The following is a 20148-nucleotide window of genomic DNA, read 5'->3' as shown; positions in this document are numbered from 1 at the left end:
GAGCAGCGGTGGTGTCATGATGGTCGGGTGGCTCACCCAGAGGATCCGGAGGACTTCAGAGAGGGAGTCGCGCCCGCGGCGCACCGGGTGCGTGCCGGCACACTGCTATTGGCCAACACCGACCTGCTGGAGCCCACCTTCCGGCGCAGCGTCATCTACGTCGTCGAACACAATGACGGCGGCACCCTGGGTGTGGTGCTGAACCGGCCCAGCGAGACGGCGGTCTTCAACGTCCTGCCGCAGTGGGCCAAGCTGTCCACCAAGCCGAAGACGATGTTCATCGGAGGTCCGGTCAAGCGCGACGCGGCGCTGTGCCTGGCGACGTTGCGTGTCGGCGTCGACCCCGGCGAGATGCCGGGGCTGCGGCATGTGCAAGGCCGCATCGCGATGGTCGACCTCGACGCCGAACCCGACACGATCGCGCCGATGGTCGAGGGGGTGCGGATTTTCGCCGGCTACTCGGGCTGGACGATCGGCCAGCTCGAAGGCGAAATCGAGCGGGACGACTGGATCGTGCTGTCGGCGTTGCCCGCTGACGTGTTGGTCGAACCCCGCGTCGATCTGTGGTCCACGGTGCTGCGGCGCCAGCCGATGCCGTTGTCGCTGCTGGCCACTCACCCGATCGACATCAGCCGGAACTAACTCCCGCAGGACAGCGTGCACGTCGCGCAGGCGCCGCCGCCGCAGCTCGACGCGTCGGCAGCCGCCAGCGTGCGCTGCTCCTCGCGCAGCACGGCCTTGGCGCTCTGCCAGCAGCCCGCCGCCACCGTGCCCACCGCGCCGACGACACAGACGATCAGCACGAGCGTCGACACCGGAGGCGCTGCGGCCAGTGCGACCACCGCCCCTGCGGCGAGCATGACTGCCGCCGCCACCTGGACCGGCGCCACGGCGCGCAACACCTGCCGGACGTAGTCCGCCGGCGGTGGGCGCGTCAGCGACCACACGCCCTGCGCGGCGGTCACGACGGCCGCAACCAGACTCAGGACGGCGGCGACCAACATGGGCCACAGAATACGTCCTGCGGATTGGGGCGCCCCCCGGGCGCCAGGCTTCGCCCGGGGGACGTCGTCTTATCCCTGCAGTCCCAGGGGCTGTGACGGCGGGGCCGTCAGCGGGACTGCGGGAGCTGGGGATGCCGGCAGACCGGGCGAAGCCACCGCCGGGGCGGCTCCCGGTGCCGGTGGTGCCGGCGGTGCCGGCGGGGTCGCCGACGGCGCGCTGACCTTGAAGCCGGTGACGATGGCGTCGGTGGCGTCCGCCGCGGGCAGCACCTGGTCGACGCTGGTGGTCACCGCCAGCGACACGAGATAGTGGTCGGGGCCCGACGGGGCGATCACATGGCGCCGCGACGTGTTCAGCGTCAGGGAGTTGTCGCGGTAGGTGCCTTCGATCAGCGACGACGGCATGCCGCCGAAGTCGGCGAACGACGCGTCGGTGGATCGCCAGGCCGGTTGCTGCTGGCTGTCGACGAAGCCGTGGCTGATGGCCTCTCTGGGGTCGAACTGGCCGACCAGCTTGTAGACCACCACCTGCGCGTTGGACGAGTACAGACCGTTGCCGCCGACCCGGTCGGCGATCACCGCGAACGCATCCGGCACGTTCGGGTCGGGGATGTGTTCCCAGCCCCGCGGCATCGGCAGCACGATGTTCAGCGCGCGGAAGTCCTGGCTGGACTGGGGCTCCATCGTGACGCCCTTGGAGGCGAAGTACTCGGTGAGGGTTCCGGAGGTGGCCGGGGTGATGGCGACGGTCGGCGGTGCGGGCGCGGCGGGCGCTGCGGCGCTGACGCCGGCAGGTACCGCGGCGGGGCCGGTGGCGGTCGTCACACTGGGTTGGCCGACGGCTTGTGGCGTGGCGTTGGGCGCCACCGTGACGGTCTGCGTCACGGTGGCCGGGGCGGGCTGCGGCGGCGGCGGGACGATCGGCTGGGCCGACGCCGTGGTACCCGCAAAGCCCAGCACGCCGGCCGCGCCGGCTGCCGTGGCGCCGATGCCAACTGCCAGAACCCGCCAGTGGCGGGCGATTTCGCTCATCGACTGAAGTCCTCCGAATCCTCTCCCCGACCGTCCGGGAATGTCGGTCCCGCGTCAGGCGACGAATGTATCCACGGCGGAGGCGTCGCTGCCAGGCCCGGGATCGACCTGGAACCAACCCCTGACTCATCCGCAACGGAACCGAGACCAAGCCGAGGCCGGGAAATCGGAGATCCGGCGGCTTATACCCTGGTGGCGTGACCGAAACGCCGACTGGACAGCCCGCCGCTGCCGCCGACATCCCGCAGCACCGCTACACCGCGGAGGTGGCGGGCCAGATCGAGCAGGCGTGGCAGCAGCGCTGGGTGCAGTCGGGGACCTTCGACGTGGCCAATCCTGTCGGTTCGTTGGCACCCGCAGACGGTGCCCCGGTGCCCGCCGACAAGATGTTCGTCCAGGACATGTTCCCGTACCCGTCGGGGGAGGGGCTGCACGTCGGCCACCCGCTGGGGTACATCGCCACTGATGTGTACGCCCGCTACTACCGGATGACCGGTCGTAATGTCCTGCACGCCTTGGGTTTCGATGCTTTCGGGCTGCCCGCCGAACAGTACGCGATCCAGACCGGCACGCATCCGCGCACCCGGACCGAGGCCAACATCGTCAACTTCCGGCGCCAGCTCGGGCGCCTCGGGCTCGGCCATGACTCCCGACGCAGCTTCTCCACCACCGACGTGGACTATTACAAGTGGACCCAGTGGATCTTCCTGCAGATCTACAACGCCTGGTTCGACCCGGCCGCGGGCCGGGCCCGCCCCATCGCCGAACTGATCGCCGAGTTCGACGCCGGGACTCGATCCGTCGGCGACGGTCGCAGTTGGTCGGACCTTGACAGCGGCGAACGGGCCGACGTGGTCGACTCACACCGGTTGGTCTACCTGGCCGATTCGGTGGTGAACTGGTGCCCGGGTCTGGGCACGGTGCTGGCCAACGAGGAAGTGACCTCGGATGGTCGCAGCGAGCGCGGCAATTTTCCGGTGTTCCGGAAACGCTTGCGGCAGTGGATGATGCGCATCACCACCTACTCCGACCGGCTGCTCGAAGACCTGGACGTGCTGGACTGGCCGGAGAAGGTCAAGACCATGCAGCGGAACTGGATCGGCCGCTCCACGGGCGCGACTGTGTTCTTCGCCGCAGGTTCGGGACCCGACGCGGGCGACATCGAGGTGTTCACCACGCGCCCGGACACGCTGTTCGGCGCGACCTACATGGTGTTGGCTCCCGAACACGAACTGGTGGACCGCCTGGTCGGGGAGGCCTGGCCGTCCGACGTGGATCCCCGCTGGACCTTCGGCGCGACGACACCGGCCGAGGCGGTCGCCGCCTACCGCAGCGCGATCAGGGCCAAGTCCGACCTGGAGCGCCAGGAGAACAAGTCCAAAACTGGCGTGTTCCTGGGCGCATACGCCACCAATCCCGCCGACGGGCAACAGATCCCGGTGTTCATCGCCGACTATGTGCTGGCCGGTTACGGTACCGGGGCGATCATGGCGGTGCCCGGCGGGGACCAGCGGGACTGGGACTTCGCGACCGAGTTCGGCCTGCCCATCGTCGAAGTGGTTACCGGAGGCGATGTCTCGCAGGGGGCCTACACCGGTGACGGGGTCATGGTGAACTCCGGCTTCCTCGACGGCATGGACGTGACCTCCGCCAAGCGCGCGATGACCGAGAAGCTGACCGCCGACGGTCGCGGCCGGGAGCGCGTCGAATACAAGTTGCGTGACTGGCTTTTCGCCAGGCAACGGTACTGGGGTGAACCGTTCCCGGTGGTCTATGACGCCGACGGCCGCGCCCACGGACTGCCGGAGGCACTGCTGCCCGTCGAGCTGCCGGACGTGCCCGACTACTCGCCGGTGTTGTTCGACCCCGAGGACGCCGACAGCGAGCCGTCGCCGCCGCTGGCGAAGGCCACCGACTGGGTGAACGTCGAACTCGATCTCGGTGACGGGTTCAAGCCCTACACCCGGGACACCAACGTGATGCCGCAGTGGGCGGGCAGCTCCTGGTACGAGCTGCGTTACACCGACCCGTTCAACAAGGAACAGTTGTGCGCCAAGGAGAACGAGGCGTACTGGATGGGCCCTCGGCCGGCTGAGCACGGCCCGCAGGATCCCGGTGGCGTCGACCTGTACGTCGGCGGCGTCGAGCATGCGGTGCTGCATCTGCTCTATTCGCGGTTCTGGCACAAGGTGCTCTACGACCTGGGCCACGTCAGCTCCCGTGAGCCGTACCGGCGGCTGGTGAACCAGGGCTACATCCAGGCGTTCGCCTACACCGACGCCCGCGGCGCCTACGTCCCGGCCGCCGAGGTCGTCGAGCGTGACGGCACTTTCTACTGGCCCGGCCCCGACGGTGAGATCGAGGTCAACCAGGAGTTCGGGAAGATCGGGAAGAGCCTGAAGAACTCGGTGTCTCCCGACGAGATCTGCGACAACTACGGCGCCGACACACTGCGTGTCTACGAGATGTCGATGGGGCCGCTGGAGGCGTCGCGGCCGTGGGCGACCAAGGACGTCGTCGGCGCGCACCGGTTCCTGCAGCGGGTCTGGCGGCTGGTCGTCGACGAACAGACCGGAGCGACGGTCGCCAGCGATGACGAGCTGGACGACACCACGCTGCGGCTGCTGCACCGCACGATCGCCGGCGCGGCCGAAGACTATGCCGCGCTGCGCAACAACACGGCGGCGGCGAAGCTGATCGAGTACACCAACCACCTGACGAAGCAGTCGGTGACGGCGCGGGCGGCGTTGGAGCCGCTGGTGCTGATGGTGGCCCCGCTGGCGCCGCATCTGGCAGAAGAGCTGTGGTCCCGTCTCGGCCACGAGGCGTCGCTGGCCCACGGGCCGTTCCCGGTGGCCGACGAGCAGTACCTGGTCGAGGACACCGTCGAGTACCCGGTTCAGGTCAACGGCAAGGTGCGCGGTCGGGTCACCGTCGCGGCCGACGCGGACGGCGACACGGTGCAGGCGGCGGCCCTGGCGGACGAGAAGGTCGTCGCGTTCCTCGACGGGCGGACGCCGAAGAAGGTGATCGTCGTCCCGGGCCGGCTCGTCAACGTCGTCGTCTGAGTCCGAGAATCACCCCCGCGGGCGGACGATGACCTCGTGGATGTGGGCGTCGCGCGGCGCGTTGATCGCGTCGGCGGTGACCTGCGCGACGGTCTGCGGACTCAGGAACTGTTCGGGGTCGTACTCACGGCCCTCGTAGGCGACCAGATCCTCCTGCATCGCGGTCGCGATCCGTCCCGGGTGCACCGACGTGACGCGCAGCGCCGGTTCGTCATTGCGCAGCGCGTCGGCGAACCCCCGCAACGCGAACTTGCTCGCCGAGTACGACGCCAGACCCGGAGACGGTTTGATCCCGGATCCGGAGTTGATGAACACCACGTGCCCGCCCGCGCTGCGTAGCGCGGGCAGCAGCTCGAGTGTGAGAGCAACCGCGCCAATCACATTGACGGCCATGGAGGACCGCCACTCGTCGATCGAGGACTCCGCCACCCGACCCGGGTAGGCCACGCCGGCGTTGTGTATCAGCACGTCGAGCTCCACCAAAGGCTCGACGACGGCGGCGATGGCATCCGGATCGGCGAGGTCGATGGGCCAGGTGGTGGCGCCGAAACGCTCGGCGACGGCGTCCAGACGTGATGACTGCCGGCCCGCGAGCAGCAGCGTGTGCGTCGGGGCCAGTGCGTCGGCGAGGGCGGCTCCGAGTCCTCCGGAGGCCCCGGTGATCATGGCGGTCGGCACACTGGAACCCTACCGACCCTGCATTTCGGGCGCGAAGGTCGCATCATGGATGCGATGCCCCCCGATCCGAGCTTCGCCCCGACGCAACTGGCGGCCCGCGCTGCGTACCTGCTGCGCGGTAACGACCTCGGTGCGATGACCACCGCGGCGCCCTTGCTCTACCCGCACATGTGGAGTTGGGACGCGGCCTTCGTGTCGATCGGACTGGCCCCGCTGTCGGTGGAACGTGCGGTCGTCGAACTCGACACGCTGCTGTCTGCCCAGTGGCGCAACGGCATGATTCCGCACATCGTGTTCGCCAACGGTGTGGACGGCTACTTCCCGGGCCCGGCGAGGTGGGCGTGTTCGGCGCTGTCGACGGACGCTCCGCGAACCCGCCACACCTCGGGCATCACGCAACCGCCGGTGCACGCCATCGCGGTGCAACGAATCCTCGACCATGCGCGCACCCGCGGCCGCTCGACCCGCGCGGTCGCCGAGTCGTTCCTGGACCGGCGCTGGGACGATCTGGTGCGGTGGCATCGCTGGCTGGCCGAGTGCCGGGACCAGAACGGCAACGGCCGGGTGACGGTGTACCACGGCTGGGAGTCGGGAATGGACAACTCGCCGCGGTGGGACAGCGCCTACGCCAACGTGAACCCCGGCGAGGTACCGGAGTACCAGCGCGAGGACAACAAGATCAACACCGACGCCACCCAGCGGCCCAGCGACGTCGAGTACGACCGCTACCTCTGGCTCGTCGAGGAGATGAAGGCGGCCCGCTACGACGACGAATTGCTGCCCAAGGCGGTCAGCTTCGCCGTCGAGGACGTGTTCGTCTCGGCGATCCTGTCGGTGGCCTGTCAGGTGCTGGCCGAGATCGGTGAGGACCACAAGCGGCCGCATGCAGATGTCAAGGACCTCTACGGGTGGGCCGATCGGTTCCGCGGCGGTGTCATCGCGACCACCGACGAACGCACCGGTGCGGCAAAGGATTACGACGTTCGTGGGGGACGGTGGATCGCCACCGAGACGGTTGCGCAGTTCGCGCCGCTGCTGTGCGGGGGCCTGCCCCACGACCGGGAACGGGCGTTGCTGCGACTGTTGGAGGGCCCGCGGTTCTGCGGTCACCCCGATCTCGCCTACGCGCTGATCCCGTCGACGTCGCCGGTCTCGCGCGACTTCAGGCCGCGCGAGTACTGGCGCGGACCGGTGTGGCCGGTGATGACCTGGCTGTTCTCCTGGTGCTTCGCCAGGAGGGGCTGGGCCGAGCGCTCGTCGAGCCTGCGTCGCGAGGGTCTGCGGCAAGCCAGCGACGGGACCTTCGCCGAGTACTACGAGCCGTTCACCGGAGAACCACTGGGCAGCATGCAACAGTCCTGGACCGCGGCCGCGGTGCTGGACTGGTTGGGCTGAGCGCTATTCGGCGATCCGCTCGAGCGGGGCCAGGGCCTTGGCCAGCGCATCGAGCTCCTCTTCGCTGAGCTTGCTGAGCAGCGCTGCGAGATGAGCCTGCCTGGAGGCCAACGCATCCCGGTGCTGTGCGTGCCCCTCGGGGGTGATGTCCACCAGGACCGCCCGCAGATCGGACGGGTCCCGGGAGCGCTTGACCAGCCCCAGCTTCTCGAGCCTGCGGATCGCCACCGTGGTGGTGGGGGTGCGGACCCGCTCATGGGCGGCCAGATCGGTCATCCGGATCGGGCCCTGGTCCAACAGCGTCAGAAGGATGGACAGCTGCGCCAGGGTGAGGTCACCGGAGGTCGAGGTCCTGCCGGTGTGACGGAGAACGGACAGCACCTTCGACAGCACGCGCTGCAGTTCCCCTGCCAGCTCGCTGACCTGCGGTTCAGTCCCCATAATTCAGCCAGTCTAACCTGTCTGAAGCTGTCAAGTTGCGCGGACGACAGTTATGGCGGCAGAAACATGCCGGGAATCTCCGCCGCAACTGCGACCTCTGGTCAATCCGCTCGTGAGGCGCACAGCACCCCGCGTCGAACCAGCTCCGACGTCAGGATCCCGGCCATCACCTCCGCGCGATGCATGCATGCCGCCCGCGCCGATTCCGGCTCGGCCGCGCGGATCGCGGCCAGTTCGTCTTCGTAGGAGGGCAGCAGCGCGTCGTGGTGTTCGAGGTAGCCGGCCCAGAAGGCAGGCGGGATCAAGGTTTGCGAGGAGTCGATCGCCGCCTGCAACCGGGGCCCCGCATACTCGGCGTTGACGACCGCGCGGAACCGCCGTGCCTGCGCGTCGAAGAGCCGGGAGTCCTTGCCGTTGCGCATCAGCGTCAGCACACTGTCGAGTTCGGCGACGATCAACGGGTCCGTGGCGGCGGCCGCCCGCGCCGACGCAGTCCCGCTCAGCAGCCCGTAGAGCTCGTGGTGCTCGCGGACCGTGGATTCGTCGAACCGCTCGACGAAGGCGCCACGGTGATACCGGGTCGACAGAATGCCGTCGTGCTCGAGCTGGATCACCGCTTCCTGCACCGGCACCCGGCTCAGGCCGAGTTCGTGCGCGATCTCGTTGCGGTCCAACCGATCCCCGGACCGCAGCTTCCCCGTCAGGACGAGATTGACCACGTGAGAGACCACGAGATCCTTCTCTTTGACCCCATACTTCTTGGGCATGGCGGCGCCAGTCTCTCACGGCTGCCTCACCTGGTGGAGCTGTTCGGCAGGTTCAGCCCGCAGGTTCAGCCCGCGTCGGCGAGGCGCTCGTCCCGCCAGCGGCACAGCGCCTGCGCGACGGTCAGATCGTAGTCGGGTCCGTTGACCCCGACCGTCAACAGCGTCACGCCGAGGCCGACGAGCGATTCCGCGCCGGCGAGTGCGGCGTCGACGCTGCCCTCGGGCACTCCGGACGAGCGCTCGATCGCCGCCGGATCGCGGCCGACGTCGGCGCAGTGGCGATCGAGCACCTCGGCCTTGGCCGGGTAGGTCGTGGCGTCGGTGAACCCGTGCCAGATGTGGGCGTGTTCGGCGACCATCCGCAGGGTCTTCTTCTCGCCCTGCCCTCCGATCAGAATCGGGATCTCGCGCAGCGGCTGCGGGTTGAGCTTGGCCAACCTGGCCTCGATGCGTGGCATCGCCTCGGCCAGGTCGTCGAGGCGGCTGCCGGCGGTGCCGAACTCATAGCCGTACTCGTCGTAATCCTTCTGCTTCCAACCCGATCCGATGCCGAGGATGAGCCGGCCGTCGGAGATGTGGTCGACGGTGCGGGCCATGTCGGCCAGCAGCTCGGGGTTGCGGTAGGAGTTGCAGGTGACCAGCGCGCCGATCTCGATGCGCGACGTCTGCTCGCCCCAGGCGCCCAGCATCGTCCAGCATTCATAGTGCGCCCCGTCCGGGTCGCCGTACAGCGGGAAGAAGTGGTCCCAGTTGAAGGCGACGTCCACGCCCATGTCCTCGCAGCGACGCACGGCGTCGCGCAGGTGGGTGTACACAGGTGCGTGCTGGGGCTGCAGTTGCACGCCGATCCGGATGCGGCGGGTGGAGGAAGTCATGATCCCAACGTAGCCCGAAATCTCACTGCCGCTGTTTGGTCTTCGCGCAAGCGCTCAGACGCCGCTGTTTGGTCTTCGCGCAAGCGCTCAGACGCCGATCTGGCCGCTGTTCTTCCACACCGCAACCACGGCAGGCCGCGCCGTGCCGTTCCCACCCTCCGGCCAGCGCGACTGCGGGTTGTCGATGCTGCTGTCGTCGTTCTCACCGGGATGCTGCACGCAGACCGTGACGAGGTCGTCGTTGATGATGGGCCCGCACGTCTCCGCACCGATCGGCACGGTCAGGAACTGCTTGGTCTCGCCGCGGTTCGGCCCTTCCAGCGCCACGGCGAACAAGCCGTCGTTGGAGTCCAGGGCGTTCCCGTCGGTGGAGATCCACAGGTTGCCGTGGCTGTCGAAGGCAAGGTTGTCCGGGCAGGAGATCGGACTGACCTTGGTCTTGTCGAATCCGCCGTAGTAGGTGTCGGCGGCGGCCGGGTCACCGCACACCAGCAGCAGGTTCCAGGTGAACGCCGTGCCGGCGTGGTCGTCGGTGATCTCGAGGACCTGCCCGCTCTTGTTGTCGTTGCGGGGGTTGGCGGCGTCGGGTCCGGGCTCACCGGATGCGCCACGCTTGCTGTTGTTGGTCAACGCCACATAGACCTTTCCGGTCTTGGGGTTGGCCTCGAAGTCCTCGGGACGGTCCATCTTGGTGGCCCCGGCCTTGTCGGCGGCCAGCCGGGTGAACACCGCGACCTCCTGCGCCGTGACACCCGCTACCAGGGATTCACCCTGACCGTCAGGGCCGCTGCGCAGCAACGGAATCCAAGTGCCGCTGCCTGCGAACGAACCCGCCGCCGGAAGCTCTCCGGAACCGTCGATCTCCGCGGCCGGAATATCGCTGGAGAGCTTGGCCACGTACAGGGTGCCTTCGTCGAGGATCGTCATGTTGTGTGCCATCGCGGCTGGGTCTGTTCCCGACTGCATCTTCTTGGACGACACGAACTTGTACATGTAGTCGAAGCGCTCGTCGTCGCCGGTGTAGGCGACCACCGTGCCGTCGTCGGTGACGTGGATGGTGGCACCCTCGTGTTTGAAGCGACCCATCGCTGTGTGTTTGACCGGCGTCGACGCGGGATCCCAGGGGTTGACCTCGACGATGTAGCCGAACCGGTTGGGTTCGTTGGGTGTGGCCGACAGGTCGAAGCGGGGATCGAAGGTTTCCCAGACGCGTTCGCTGGGCTCCCAGGAGATGCCGTAACGGTCCATCTGGTCCGCGACGGTCGGGGGTGGTTCCGGCGTCCCGTCCGGAACCCCGAAGTACTGATTGAAGTTCTCCTCGCCGGAAAGCACGGTGCCCCAGGGAGTAACGCCGCCAGCGCAGTTGTTCAGCGTCCCTGCCACGGCGCGGCCCGTCGGGTCGGCCTCGGTCCTGACGAATTCACTGCCGGCCGCCGGACCTGCGAGGGTGAAGGGGTCATCGCCGGTGATTCTCCGGTTGTAGCGCCCCATCACGGGCTTGAGACCATCCGAAGTGCGCTCGACCTCGACCACGCTGAGTCCGTGTGCCGCCATAGCGATGTCGAACTGTTCACGGGTGGGCGCGTCCGGATCGTATCCGGGGAACATGAACTGCTCAGTGGTGTACTCGTGGCTGACGACCAACAGGAAGCGGTTCGGTGCACCATCAACCGGCAGCAGGGCCGCGAAGTCGTTGTTGAAGCCGAACTGGCGCCGTTGCGCGGCCGCGGTCTGCGCCGCCACATCGAACTCCGGTGCGTCGGGCAGCACCGGATCGCCCCATCTGATGACGACGGCCTGCTCGTAGCCCTCAGGAACGACAACGAGGTCTTCACTGTTCGGCGCCACTGAGGAGAAGTTCATGCCCGCAGGGGGTTCGGCGGGCGCGGCGGACGACGTCGACGTCTCGGCCGGTTGGGTGTCCGACGAGCAGGCGGCGAGCACCGAGCCCGCGCCGACTGCCAGCACAGCGACACCGCCGACCTGCAGCATCGACCGTCTCGACACCGCCTTCGCGATGTCACCGAAGTACTCGTTGTCGCTGCGGTTGGGCGCCGGCTTCGAGCAGGCGTCACCGCACTTGTACACGCAGGTGATGTGCTGTCGCTTGGACTTTCCGTTGTGGTTGACGAACAGGTTGAGCGGCACAAGCGACATGACGGTCCGATTCCTTCCACGGTCGACTCCGGCCGGGGCAGTCGGCCAGGACCAGCGGAAAGCTACGGCAGCAGGGCGAGCACAGGGCGACCAACAGGTGAACGGTGCCTGACCGCGCACATTGGCACAAAAGTTCCTCGGCAGATTTGCTCAGCAAACCGATGCGCGCGCGTAGTCTGCTGAAAACAGCGGGGTTTACGGGGGAGTCAATAGTGGCTGCAGCGGTGAAGAAGGCTGTGAAACGCGGACGTCGGGCCGAGGGTTTTGCCGTCAGGCGATGGCTGCAGCTCGGCGTGGCCTCTGCGGGAATGGGTGCGGCGCTCTGGGGCCTGTCACTGACAGGACCGCAGGTCGGGGTCGCGACCGCCGACAGCTCGGAGTCCGCCTCCGCATCGTCGAGTGAATCGGGTTCGGACGCCGGGGCGTCCTCGGGAGCCGCGAAGCGTTCGGCCGGAGGCGAGGAAAGGTCACCGAGTGTCGACAGCACCGCCGACGCCGGTGACGACGACGCCGATGACGACGGCTCCGACGCGGCCGATGACACTGATGACGTTGACGACGTTGATGACGACGACGCCGCCGAGGTCGATCTCGACGACGACGAGAACGACCAGGTAACCGGCGACTCCGAACCTGACAGCCGCGCTGACGAATCCGCGGCCGATGTCGTCGACGCCACGACGGCTGAGCAGCCCGTCATCGACAGCACCCGTCCTTTGCAGGCACCGCAGTCGACCGGCGCCGCTTCGTCGGTAGCGCAGTTGACCACGTCGACAGACGAGACGGCTGCCGAACCGGTTCCGGTGCCGCCGGCGCTGGCGCCGCGGCGCAGCTGGGATGAGGTTGTCGCCCAGGTCATGGACGACTGGGCCGCCAGGAACCAGGCGTGGATCGACTCACTGGACGTCGACGACGAGCGGAAGGCTGAGCTGGAATCCTCGTTCCTGGCACTTCGGCGGACGTTCTTCAACCAGGCGCCGACGGTGGCGCCGATCCAGATCAGCGGCCGGCTCACCGGCCCCATCACCGGCACGATAGGTGCGACGGACGCCGAGGGCGACCGACTCGTCTACCGGCTGACCAGTGCACCCAAGATGGGCTCGCTCGCGCTCAACGAGGACGGCACTTACACCTACACACCGGATTCCGACTTCGACGGCGTCGACACCTTCCGCGTCGTCGCGATCGACGTGGGCCTGCACATCAATCTGCTCGATCTGTTCCGGCCGCTCGGAACGCGCGCGAACTCGCTGATCAACCAGCGCGCCATCAGTTTCGACTTCACGTTCACCGACGGCGGAGCAGGCTGGACGCCCGAGCGCCAGCTGGCGCTTCGGGAGGTGGCCGATCAGATGACCGAGTATTTCCTCGTCACGTCCCCGGTGACACTGACCTACAACGTCGGTCTGGACGAACGGGAACACGTTCTGGCCAGCGCAGGAAGCGACTTGGTCAGCACAGCCGCGGGCTACTGGCGGACGGTGGTGCAGAACAAGCTGGTGACGGGCATCGATTCCAACGGTGCGCAAGCCGACGGCGAGATCGACTGGAACTGGTCGGCTTATTCGTGGGGCCTCGCTGAGGAGGTCGGAAGCGAAGAGTACGACTTCGTCTCGACTGCCATCCACGAACTGCTGCATTCGTTCGGGTTCCTGTCGAATGCGGAACCGCCCGGTGAGAACACCGAACGCAACTGGGCGTTCTTCGACAGGTTCCTCGTCACCGAGGAAGGCATCAGGCCGATCGGCGCCTTCTACCGGTGGCGGAGCTCCGACGACCCCAAGCTGATCGGGGACGATGGCGGGCTGTTCTTCGGGGGCGCCAACGCCATCGCCGCCTATGGCGGGCTCGTTCCGCTGTTCACCCCCGATCCTTGGTCGGGGGGCAGCTCGATGAGTCACCTCGATGACGACACCTTCACCGGCGACAACCAGATGCTGATGAATGCGGCGACGGGTACCGGGCTGGGTATTCGGGTGCTGAGTGCGATAGAGCTCGGGATCCTCGAGGATCTCGGCTACAACGTCGTCATGCCTCAGTCACCGCCGTACGCGGCTGCTTTCGGCGGTCTGCTCGTCGTCGGACTGCGGCGACGAAAGACACTGTCCGCCAAGCGCTGAGCGGATCAGTCGGCAAGCACTCCCCGCAGCAGTTCGATCAGCGCGCGCGGCTGGTCACTCTGCACCGAATGCCCGGAGTCCTCGACGATGTGCACACCCTGAAAGCCCGGCGCGATGCGGGCGAACTCGCGCGCATCGTCGTCATTGACGAAGAACGAGTTCGCGCCCCGGATCAACGTGGTCGGCGTGGTGAGCTTGGGGACGTCGTCCCAGAGGCCCTCGAAGCCCTCACCCTTGCGGATCGTGTCGTACCGCCAGGTCCAGGTTCCGTCATCCAGCCGCTTCGCGTTGTGGAAGACGCCGCGCCGCAATGACTCCCGGTCTCGATGCGGGGCAGCCGCGACCGTGACCTCGAGCATCGCGTCGAAAGTGGGAAAGGTGCGGTCACCCTGGACGAGGGCGACGGTGCCCTTCTGGGCGTCGGTCATCTCGTTGTGCCGCTCCGGCGCCGACGGGGTGACGTCGACGAGGACGAGCCTCGGCACCAGCTCGGGTGCGGCGACGGCCAGGCGCAGCGCGGTCAGCCCGCCCAGCGACATGCCCACGACGAGTTCGGCGTCCGGTGCCAGCTCCCGGATCACCGGTTCGACGGCGACCGCGTTGAGGTGCGGCCCGTAGTCGCCGTCCTCGCGCCACGCAGAGCGGCCGTGCCCTGGCAGGTCCACCGACAACGCGGGCAGCCCGAGTCCGATGACGACGGTGTCCCAGGTATGGGCGTTCTGACCGCCGCCGTGCAGGAAGACCACGCGCGGTGCGTCGTCGCCGAACTTCAGCGCGCTCACCGGGCCGGCGTCGACCCGCGTCGCGCTCGGCAGCGGCCCGGTGACATCGGCCTGGCGGGCGTTCTCTTTGAGAAAGATGAACTCTGAGAGGCTGGCCAGCTCGTCGTCGGCATCGTCCATGGTGCGACCCTACCGGGGGAAACTCAGGTGCGGTGAGCGCACCTCATGTGTCACCGTCTGGGGTGTGGCTGACACCTCGCACACCTCGCGAACTCAGAACGAATTGACCGTCCGCAGCGTCGAGGAGGCGGACTGGCCGGCGATGGCGCTGGTCGCCGCAACGTGTTTCGGCGTATGGCAACCGCCGGAAGCCGTCGAGGCGTGGCGCAGCATGATGCCGCCGGGCAGTGCCGTCGTCGCGTGCGACGGTCCCGACGTCGTCGGGACGGCGGTGTTCCTGGACCTGAGCGTGACGGTGCCGGGCGGGACGGTGCTGCCGATGGCGGGGGTCTCCTGGGTGGCGGTCCTGCCCACCCACCGCAGGCGCGGGGCGCTGCGAAAGATGTTCGAGGAGTTGCACGCCCGCATGGCCGCGAAGTCGTACCCGCTGGCCGGCCTGGAGGCCAGCGAGGCCGGTATCTACGGTCGGTTCGGCTACGGGCCGGCAGCGGTGCTGCACCGGCGGTCGGTCGACCGGCGTGCCGCCGGCTTCCACCACGGAGTGCCCGACCCCGGGGGTGTGCGCGTCGTCCGCGCAGCCGAGCACCGGGACAAACTCGAGGAGATCTATGAGCGGTGGCGGCTGCAGACTCCCGGCGGTCTGCACAGTCCGCGTGCGCTGTGGGACGAGGTGCTGGCCGACCGTGAAATCTTCCGCGGCGGCGGCAGCGCGTACTTCTGTCTGCTGCACGCCGACGGCTTCGCGATGTACCGGGTACACAGCGGCGATCAGAAGAGCACGGTGGAGGTCACCAAGCTCACCGCGGTGACACCGCAGGCGCACATCGCGCTGTGGCGTGCCCTTCTCGGAATGGACCTGATGGCGACGATCAACGTCGCGACCACCCGAGACGACGTGCTGCCCTACCTGCTGACCGATCACCGGCTGGTGCGCACCACCGGTGTCGAGGACGCCCTGTGGTTGCGGATGATCGACATCCCCGCGGTGCTGCAGGCACGCAGCTATTCGGCGGAACTGTCCGTGGTGCTCGACGTCTCCGACGGGGTGCTGGGCGGTGGCGGCAGGTTCGCGCTGGAGGTCAGAGGCGGCCGGGTCCGGTGTGTGCCCACCGACGCCCCCGCCGACGCGCACCTGGATCTCTCGGTGCTCGGCAGCCTGTACATGGGCGCTCATCGGCCATCGGCGTTCGCGACCGCGGAACGGTTGCGCTGCAGCGACTCCGCGGTGGTGGCGGGTCTGGATGCGGCGTTCGCCACCGACGTCCCGGCCGAGCTCGGCTACGGCTTCTAGACCTCCCCTAGACCTTCGCCGGAACGGTATTCCAGCAGGAGAATCTCGAGAGAGGCCGTGCTGGAATACCGTTCCGGCGGAAGGCGATACCTGGCACTACGGGCTCGCCTGCGCCGTGCGGAGCTCCTGGGCGACCGTTGCCGCGTCGGGCACGCTGACGACCAGAGTGTCGTACCGCTCACCGGTCAGCTCGATCCGGACGGCGGTTTGCCGGGCCCGCGCGACTGCGAATGTCCGCCGACCTGCGCGGCGCCATGTGCCGATCTTGGTGCGGGCCGGAATGTGCAATCCCGGTGACCGGAGACCCTTCACGTCCTCCAACGGACGGTCGGCCACAGTCACGGATGTCACCGACGCCAGCGGCACCCGGACGTTTCCGTGCAGGGCCGCGACCTTTTCCAGCGGTGCCAGGACGACATGCAGGTAGCCGTCTGCGCGGCGAATCTCGGCCATAAGTACCAATCCCTTCGAACTGTTATCGATATTGATAATGATAGCAGTGGCGCATACTTGCGGGATGGCGTCGGATGACCTGCTGTTGCACCCGGTCCGTATCCGGATTGTCCAGGCGCTGCTCGACGGCAGCGAACTCACCACGGGCGAACTCACCGCCCGGCTCGGTGACATCCCGGTCGCGACTCTCTATCGACACGTCGCAAAGCTCTCGGCCGGGGGAGTTCTGACAGTGACCGGCGAGACCCGGGTCCGTGGGGCCGTCGAACGGCGATACGCACTCGACTTCCCCAACGCAGTCGTCGCGCCGGAAACTCTCCGCACGATGTCGACCGAGCAGCATCGGCAGGCATTCACCGTTTTCGTGGCGACGCTGCTGGCGGATTTCGACCGGTACCTCGACAGACCCGAGGTCGATCTGGTGGGTGACGGCGTGAGCTACAGCCAAGTGGCGTTGTGGTTGAGCGACGATGAACTCGACGAGCTACGACGGGAGCTCGCCGAGTCGCTGACTGCCCGGATGGCGAACAAGCGTTCGTCGCGGCGAATCCGCCGCATGCTGACCACGATCCTGATGCCGGATCGTTGAGTTTCCGATTGTCACCGGAACTGTATTCCAGCCGAAGAATTTCGAGAGAGGCTGTGCTGGAATACAGTTCCGGCGGAAACGACTACTTGCCGTCGATGAAGTTCTCCAGCTGCGTGCGCGCGACATCGTCGGCCAGCTGCTGCGGGGGGCTCTTCATCAGGTAGGCCGAGGCGGCGACGACGGGGCCGCCGACACCGCGGTCCTTGGCGATCTTCGCGGCGCGGACGGCGTCGATGATCACCCCGGCGGAGTTGGGGGAGTCCCACACCTCGAGCTTGTACTCCAGGTTCAGTGGCACGTCGCCGAAGGCGCGGCCTTCCAGGCGGACGTAGGCCCACTTACGGTCATCGAGCCAGCCCACGTGATCGGACGGTCCGATGTGGACGTCCTTGGTGTTGAACTCGCGCTGCAGATTGCTGGTGACGGCCTGGGTCTTGGAGATCTTCTTGGACTCCAGCCGCGACCGCTCGAGCATGTTGAGGAAGTCCATGTTGCCGCCGACGTTGAGCTGCATGGTGCGGTCGAGCTGTACGCCGCGGTCCTCGAACAGCTTGGCCATCACGCGGTGGGTGATGGTGGCGCCGACCTGGCTCTTGATGTCGTCGCCGACGATCGGGACGCCGGCGTCTTCGAACTTCTTGGCCCACACCGGGTCCGAGGCGATGAACACCGGCAGCGCGTTGACGAACGCCACACCGGCGTCGATGGCGCACTGGGCGTAGAACTTGTCGGCCTCTTCGGAGCCCACCGGCAGGTAGGAGACCAGCACGTCGACCTTGGCGTCTTTGAGCGCCTTGACGACGTCGGCCGGCTCGGCATCGGAGATTTCGATGGTCTCGGAGTAGTACTTGCCGATGCCGTCGAGCGTCGGGCCGCGCTGCACCACGACGTCGGTCGGCGGCACATCGGCGATCTTGATGGTGTTGTTCTCGGAGGCGAAGATGGCCTCGGAGAGGTCGAAGCCGACCTTCTTGGCGTCCACGTCGAACGCGGCGACGAACTTCACGTCGCGCACGTGGTACTGGCCGAGCTTGACGTGCATCAGGCCGGGAACGCTGGCGTTCTCGTCTGCGTCCTTGTAGTACTGCACGCCCTGCACGAGCGAGGACGCGCAGTTGCCCACGCCGACGATCGCGACCCGGACGTCATTGCTTGCGGTCATGACGTTTCTCCTCTTGTCCTACTCCGACTGCTGTTTGGTACTGCTCACTGCTGTGCTTGCCGACGTGCTCAGGTCTGCTCTGCACGTCCCTGTGCCGACTTCTCGGCCGCGATCAAATCGTTGAGCCAGTTGACTTCCCGCTCGCTGGACTCCAGCCCGAGCTGGTGGAGCTGACGGGTGTACCGATCGAACGAATTGCTTGCCCGTGCGACTGCTTCACGCAGGCCCTCCCGGCGCTCCTCCACCTGACGACGTCGGCCCTCGAGAATCCGCATCCGCGCCTCGGCGGGGGTGCGGTTGAAGAACGCGAGGTGAACCCCGAAGCCGTCGTCGGAGAAGTTCTGCGGTCCGGTATCGGCCACCAACTCGGTGAAGCGTTGCTTGCCGGCGTCGGTCAGTTGATAGACACGGCGGGCCCGGCGCACCTTCACGGTGCCCTCCGGGGCCGAGTCCTCGGCGATCAGGCCGTCGGCCTGCATCCGCCGCAACGCCGGATAGAGGGAGCCGTAGGAGAAGGCGCGGAACGCACCGAGCAGGCCCGTCAACCGTTTCCGCAGCTCATAGCCGTGCATCGGGGATTCGAGCAGCAGGCCCAGAACGGCAAGTTCGAGCAAGCGGGCCACCTCCTCGCACAACCGGGCCGTCGCTACGACAGCTCAACACGTCGGGCAAGTGTATCGCGCCGATATATTCGCCGCTACATCGGTGCCACCAGTCCACCGCCGGCGACGGTCAGTTACTGGGGTAGTTGACGTATTTGAGGGTGCCGTCCGGGTTCATCTCGAGGTAGCCGCTGCCGAACTCGCTGGACACGTAGACGGCGAGGTCGACGGTCCCGGGAGCCGCCGTCTGATCGCTGCTCGGATCGATCGACAGGTAGACGTTGTCAACGTCGTCGGCCTTGATGCCGAGCGTTTCCGGCGCTCCGCGGATGATCCCCACGATCGTCGGCACATCGAAGGCCGACAGGTCGACGAGCACGTCCCCGTCGTCCCTGGCCGACGACGACGGGTCGCCCCAGCCGCCGCGGTAGACGTACCGCAACACCCGCCGTTCGTCGTCCGGATCGGGACGCTCCAGGGATGCGTAGTCCGGGTAGACGGTCAGCGAGTACCCCATGGTGTCGCCCCACTTCTGGGCCATCTGCTCGAACAGGCCGTTGAGACCGCCCAGCGAATGCAGCTGCCGGGGTGGGGTGAGCACCTTGGCCGTGATGCCGTCCGACTTGGCGCCCGGGTCGGAAGTGAAGTTCAGCGGTGAGGGGGTGTTGCCGTACAACCCCCAGCCGATGGCGATGCCGAGCACCACCAGCACCCCGGCGGCCGCGGCGCGCAATCCCCAGCCGCCCGGCATCGTGGGGAGCCGGCGGCTGCTCAGGTCGGGCAACTGCACGGGCGAGGCGGCGGTCTGCAGGTCGGCGATCAGGTGCTGCAGTTCGCCCAGCGTCGCGGCTGTGGTCGCGGCCTTCACCCGCTCGCCGTGCTCGGCCATCGACAGCTGGCCTTCCGCCAGCGCGGTGTCGAGGATCTGGCACGTGTCGTTGCGGTCGCTGTCTTTTGCGCGTGTCGACGAAGTCCGCCGCGTCGAGCTGCCCGGAGCCACGCCGATGATCGTAAGAGTTCGCCCGGCGACGGCGCAGGCCAGGCGCGATCTGAACCGTCGACGAACTGGATCGCAGCGCTCCCGGGACGCACGTCACGCCTCGGTGGTTGTGGGGTCGACGTACTCTGGTCCTCGTGCGACTGCAGCGACAGGTGGTGGACTACGCCCTGCGGCGACGGTCCCTGCTGGCCGAGGTCTATTCGGGGCGCACCGGCGTCACGGAGGTCTGCGACGCCAATCCGTATCTGCTTCGGGCCGCGAAGTTCCACGGCAAGCCCAGCTCGGTGATCTGCCCGATCTGCCGAAAGGAACAGCTGACCTTGGTGTCCTGGGTGTTCGGCGAGCACCTGGGTGCGGTCTCCGGTTCGGCGCGCACCGCAGAGGAGCTGGTGATGCTGGCAACCCGTTACGACGAGTTCTCCGTCCACGTGGTGGAGGTGTGCCGCACCTGCAGCTGGAACCATCTGGTCAAGTCGTACAAGCTCGGAGAAGTGCCACCCCCGAAGGGTTCGCGCGGACCGCGAGGCACCCAGACGGCGCGCGGTCGTGCGCGCACGGCCAGTGAATAGCGAAGGGCGCCACGACCGGTCAGCCGACGACGCCCGGAAGGCG

19 protein-coding genes are annotated in these 20148 nt (G+C 67.5%); 7 read left to right on the top strand and 12 right to left on the bottom strand.

The annotated features are described in order from the left end of the window. The first annotated feature begins 27 nt into the window (after nt 1-27). Nucleotides 28-642 carry a YqgE/AlgH family protein gene (locus G6N53_RS04655; protein WP_163887442.1) on the top strand — a complete coding sequence of 205 codons (615 nt, stop codon included), beginning with the start codon at nt 28-30 and terminating at the stop codon, nt 640-642. Here the strand turns inward: G6N53_RS04655 and G6N53_RS04650 are convergent. Then, a complete protein-coding gene (locus G6N53_RS04650; RefSeq protein WP_163887441.1) occupies nt 639-1004 on the bottom strand; it encodes a hypothetical protein in 366 nt (121 codons plus the stop codon). The two genes, G6N53_RS04655 and G6N53_RS04650, sit on opposite strands and share 4 nt — an antisense overlap. A gap of 69 nt (nt 1005-1073) precedes the next feature. Beyond that, complete coding sequence (locus G6N53_RS04645) at nt 1074-2036, bottom strand: LpqN/LpqT family lipoprotein (RefSeq protein WP_163887440.1); 963 nt, start codon at nt 2034-2036, stop codon at nt 1074-1076. Between the two features lie 197 nt (nt 2037-2233). Between G6N53_RS04645 and leuS the strand changes: the two genes are divergently transcribed. Continuing rightward, entirely contained in the window at nt 2234-5104 is a 2871-nt protein-coding gene (gene leuS, locus G6N53_RS04640; RefSeq protein WP_205390289.1) for a leucine--tRNA ligase, read from the top strand. Between the two features lie 9 nt (nt 5105-5113). On the opposite strand, the gene G6N53_RS04635 is transcribed toward leuS, so the two are convergent. Beyond that, nucleotides 5114-5782 carry an SDR family oxidoreductase gene (locus G6N53_RS04635; RefSeq protein WP_163887439.1) on the bottom strand — a complete coding sequence of 223 codons (669 nt, stop codon included), beginning with the start codon at nt 5780-5782 and terminating at the stop codon, nt 5114-5116. A 54-nt stretch (nt 5783-5836) separates the two neighbouring features. Between G6N53_RS04635 and ggh the strand changes: the two genes are divergently transcribed. Next, on the top strand, nt 5837-7177 hold the full coding sequence (ggh, locus tag G6N53_RS04630; protein ID WP_163895469.1) for a glucosylglycerate hydrolase: 1341 nt from the start codon (nt 5837-5839) through the stop codon (nt 7175-7177). Nucleotides 7178-7180: 3 nt separating this feature from the next. On the opposite strand, the gene G6N53_RS04625 is transcribed toward ggh, so the two are convergent. The 4 genes from G6N53_RS04625 to G6N53_RS04610 all read right to left on the bottom strand — a co-directional run bounded on the left by G6N53_RS04625 (nt 7181) and on the right by G6N53_RS04610 (nt 11417). Further along, nucleotides 7181-7618, bottom strand: coding sequence for a MarR family winged helix-turn-helix transcriptional regulator (locus G6N53_RS04625; RefSeq protein ID WP_163887438.1), 438 nt, complete (start codon nt 7616-7618; stop codon nt 7181-7183). Nucleotides 7619-7719: 101 nt separating this feature from the next. Beyond that, nucleotides 7720-8385: a GntR family transcriptional regulator gene (locus G6N53_RS04620; RefSeq protein ID WP_163887437.1), complete on the bottom strand. Its 666-nt coding sequence runs from the start codon at nt 8383-8385 to the stop codon at nt 7720-7722. Nucleotides 8386-8450: 65 nt separating this feature from the next. Continuing rightward, entirely contained in the window at nt 8451-9260 is an 810-nt protein-coding gene (locus G6N53_RS04615; protein ID WP_163887436.1) for an LLM class F420-dependent oxidoreductase, read from the bottom strand. An 87-nt stretch (nt 9261-9347) separates the two neighbouring features. Continuing rightward, nucleotides 9348-11417, bottom strand: coding sequence for a PhoX family protein (locus G6N53_RS04610; protein ID WP_163887435.1), 2070 nt, complete (start codon nt 11415-11417; stop codon nt 9348-9350). A gap of 212 nt (nt 11418-11629) precedes the next feature. Here G6N53_RS04610 and G6N53_RS04605 point away from each other — a divergent pair, with 212 nt between their 5' ends. After that, nucleotides 11630-13537, top strand: a complete 1908-nt coding sequence (locus G6N53_RS04605) for a cadherin-like domain-containing protein (protein WP_237166408.1) — start codon at nt 11630-11632, stop codon at nt 13535-13537. Between the two features lie 5 nt (nt 13538-13542). Here the strand turns inward: G6N53_RS04605 and G6N53_RS04600 are convergent, their stop codons facing one another. Beyond that, the gene (locus G6N53_RS04600; protein ID WP_163887433.1) at nt 13543-14439 is read right to left on the bottom strand and encodes an Rv0045c family esterase; all 897 of its coding nucleotides are present in this window, start codon (nt 14437-14439) and stop codon (nt 13543-13545) included. Between the two features lie 64 nt (nt 14440-14503). On the opposite strand from G6N53_RS04600, the gene G6N53_RS04595 reads away from it, so the two are divergent. Beyond that, nucleotides 14504-15730 carry an enhanced intracellular survival protein Eis gene (locus G6N53_RS04595; protein ID WP_264065059.1) on the top strand — a complete coding sequence of 409 codons (1227 nt, stop codon included), beginning with the start codon at nt 14504-14506 and terminating at the stop codon, nt 15728-15730. Between the two features lie 96 nt (nt 15731-15826). Here the strand turns inward: G6N53_RS04595 and G6N53_RS04590 are convergent, their stop codons facing one another. Beyond that, nucleotides 15827-16183 (bottom strand): hypothetical protein, encoded by a 357-nt coding sequence (locus G6N53_RS04590; protein ID WP_163887431.1) that lies wholly within the window; start codon nt 16181-16183, stop codon nt 15827-15829. A 64-nt stretch (nt 16184-16247) separates the two neighbouring features. Here G6N53_RS04590 and G6N53_RS04585 point away from each other — a divergent pair, with 64 nt between their 5' ends. Continuing rightward, entirely contained in the window at nt 16248-16772 is a 525-nt protein-coding gene (locus tag G6N53_RS04585) for a helix-turn-helix domain-containing protein (protein ID WP_163887430.1), read from the top strand. An 82-nt stretch (nt 16773-16854) separates the two neighbouring features. Here the strand turns inward: G6N53_RS04585 and G6N53_RS04580 are convergent, their stop codons facing one another. From G6N53_RS04580 to G6N53_RS04570, 3 genes are all read right to left on the bottom strand, one after another. Continuing rightward, nucleotides 16855-17934 (bottom strand): inositol-3-phosphate synthase, encoded by a 1080-nt coding sequence (locus G6N53_RS04580; protein WP_163887429.1) that lies wholly within the window; start codon nt 17932-17934, stop codon nt 16855-16857. 68 nt (nt 17935-18002) lie between these two features. Beyond that, the gene (locus G6N53_RS04575; protein ID WP_163887428.1) at nt 18003-18548 is read right to left on the bottom strand and encodes a PadR family transcriptional regulator; all 546 of its coding nucleotides are present in this window, start codon (nt 18546-18548) and stop codon (nt 18003-18005) included. Nucleotides 18549-18666: 118 nt separating this feature from the next. Continuing rightward, nucleotides 18667-19536: a DUF1707 domain-containing protein gene (locus G6N53_RS04570; RefSeq protein ID WP_163887427.1), complete on the bottom strand. Its 870-nt coding sequence runs from the start codon at nt 19534-19536 to the stop codon at nt 18667-18669. Between the two features lie 134 nt (nt 19537-19670). Here G6N53_RS04570 and G6N53_RS04565 point away from each other — a divergent pair, with 134 nt between their 5' ends. Continuing rightward, entirely contained in the window at nt 19671-20105 is a 435-nt protein-coding gene (locus G6N53_RS04565) for a DUF5318 family protein (protein WP_159230488.1), read from the top strand. The last annotated feature ends 43 nt before the right edge of the window (nt 20106-20148 follow it).

It is taken from the genome of Mycolicibacterium hippocampi (genome assembly GCF_010723735.1).
Taxonomy (GTDB): domain Bacteria; phylum Actinomycetota; class Actinomycetes; order Mycobacteriales; family Mycobacteriaceae; genus Mycobacterium; species Mycobacterium hippocampi.
The sequence above is the reverse complement of the archived record's forward strand: the minus strand, read 5'-3'. Positions and strand labels throughout refer to the sequence as shown.

Bases quoted from the DNA above. Each gene is read 5' to 3' on its own strand.
- G6N53_RS04645 (WP_163887440.1), bottom strand. From the start codon at position 2,036: ATGAGCGAAATCGCCCGCCACTGGCGGGTTCTGGCAGTTGGCATCGGC.
- G6N53_RS04650 (WP_163887441.1), bottom strand. From the start codon at position 1,004: ATGTTGGTCGCCGCCGTCCTGAGTCTGGTTGCGGCCGTCGTGACCGCC.
- G6N53_RS04615 (WP_163887436.1), bottom strand. From the start codon at position 9,260: ATGACTTCCTCCACCCGCCGCATCCGGATCGGCGTGCAACTGCAGCCC.
- G6N53_RS04585 (WP_163887430.1), top strand. From the start codon at position 16,248: ATGGCGTCGGATGACCTGCTGTTGCACCCGGTCCGTATCCGGATTGTC.
- G6N53_RS04600 (WP_163887433.1), bottom strand. From the start codon at position 14,439: ATGGACGATGCCGACGACGAGCTGGCCAGCCTCTCAGAGTTCATCTTT.
- G6N53_RS04610 (WP_163887435.1), bottom strand. From the start codon at position 11,417: ATGTCGCTTGTGCCGCTCAACCTGTTCGTCAACCACAACGGAAAGTCC.
- ggh (WP_163895469.1), top strand. From the start codon at position 5,837: ATGCCCCCCGATCCGAGCTTCGCCCCGACGCAACTGGCGGCCCGCGCT.
- G6N53_RS04620 (WP_163887437.1), bottom strand. From the start codon at position 8,385: ATGCCCAAGAAGTATGGGGTCAAAGAGAAGGATCTCGTGGTCTCTCAC.
- G6N53_RS04590 (WP_163887431.1), bottom strand. From the start codon at position 16,183: ATGGCCGAGATTCGCCGCGCAGACGGCTACCTGCATGTCGTCCTGGCA.
- G6N53_RS04625 (WP_163887438.1), bottom strand. From the start codon at position 7,618: ATGGGGACTGAACCGCAGGTCAGCGAGCTGGCAGGGGAACTGCAGCGC.
- G6N53_RS04580 (WP_163887429.1), bottom strand. From the start codon at position 17,934: ATGACCGCAAGCAATGACGTCCGGGTCGCGATCGTCGGCGTGGGCAAC.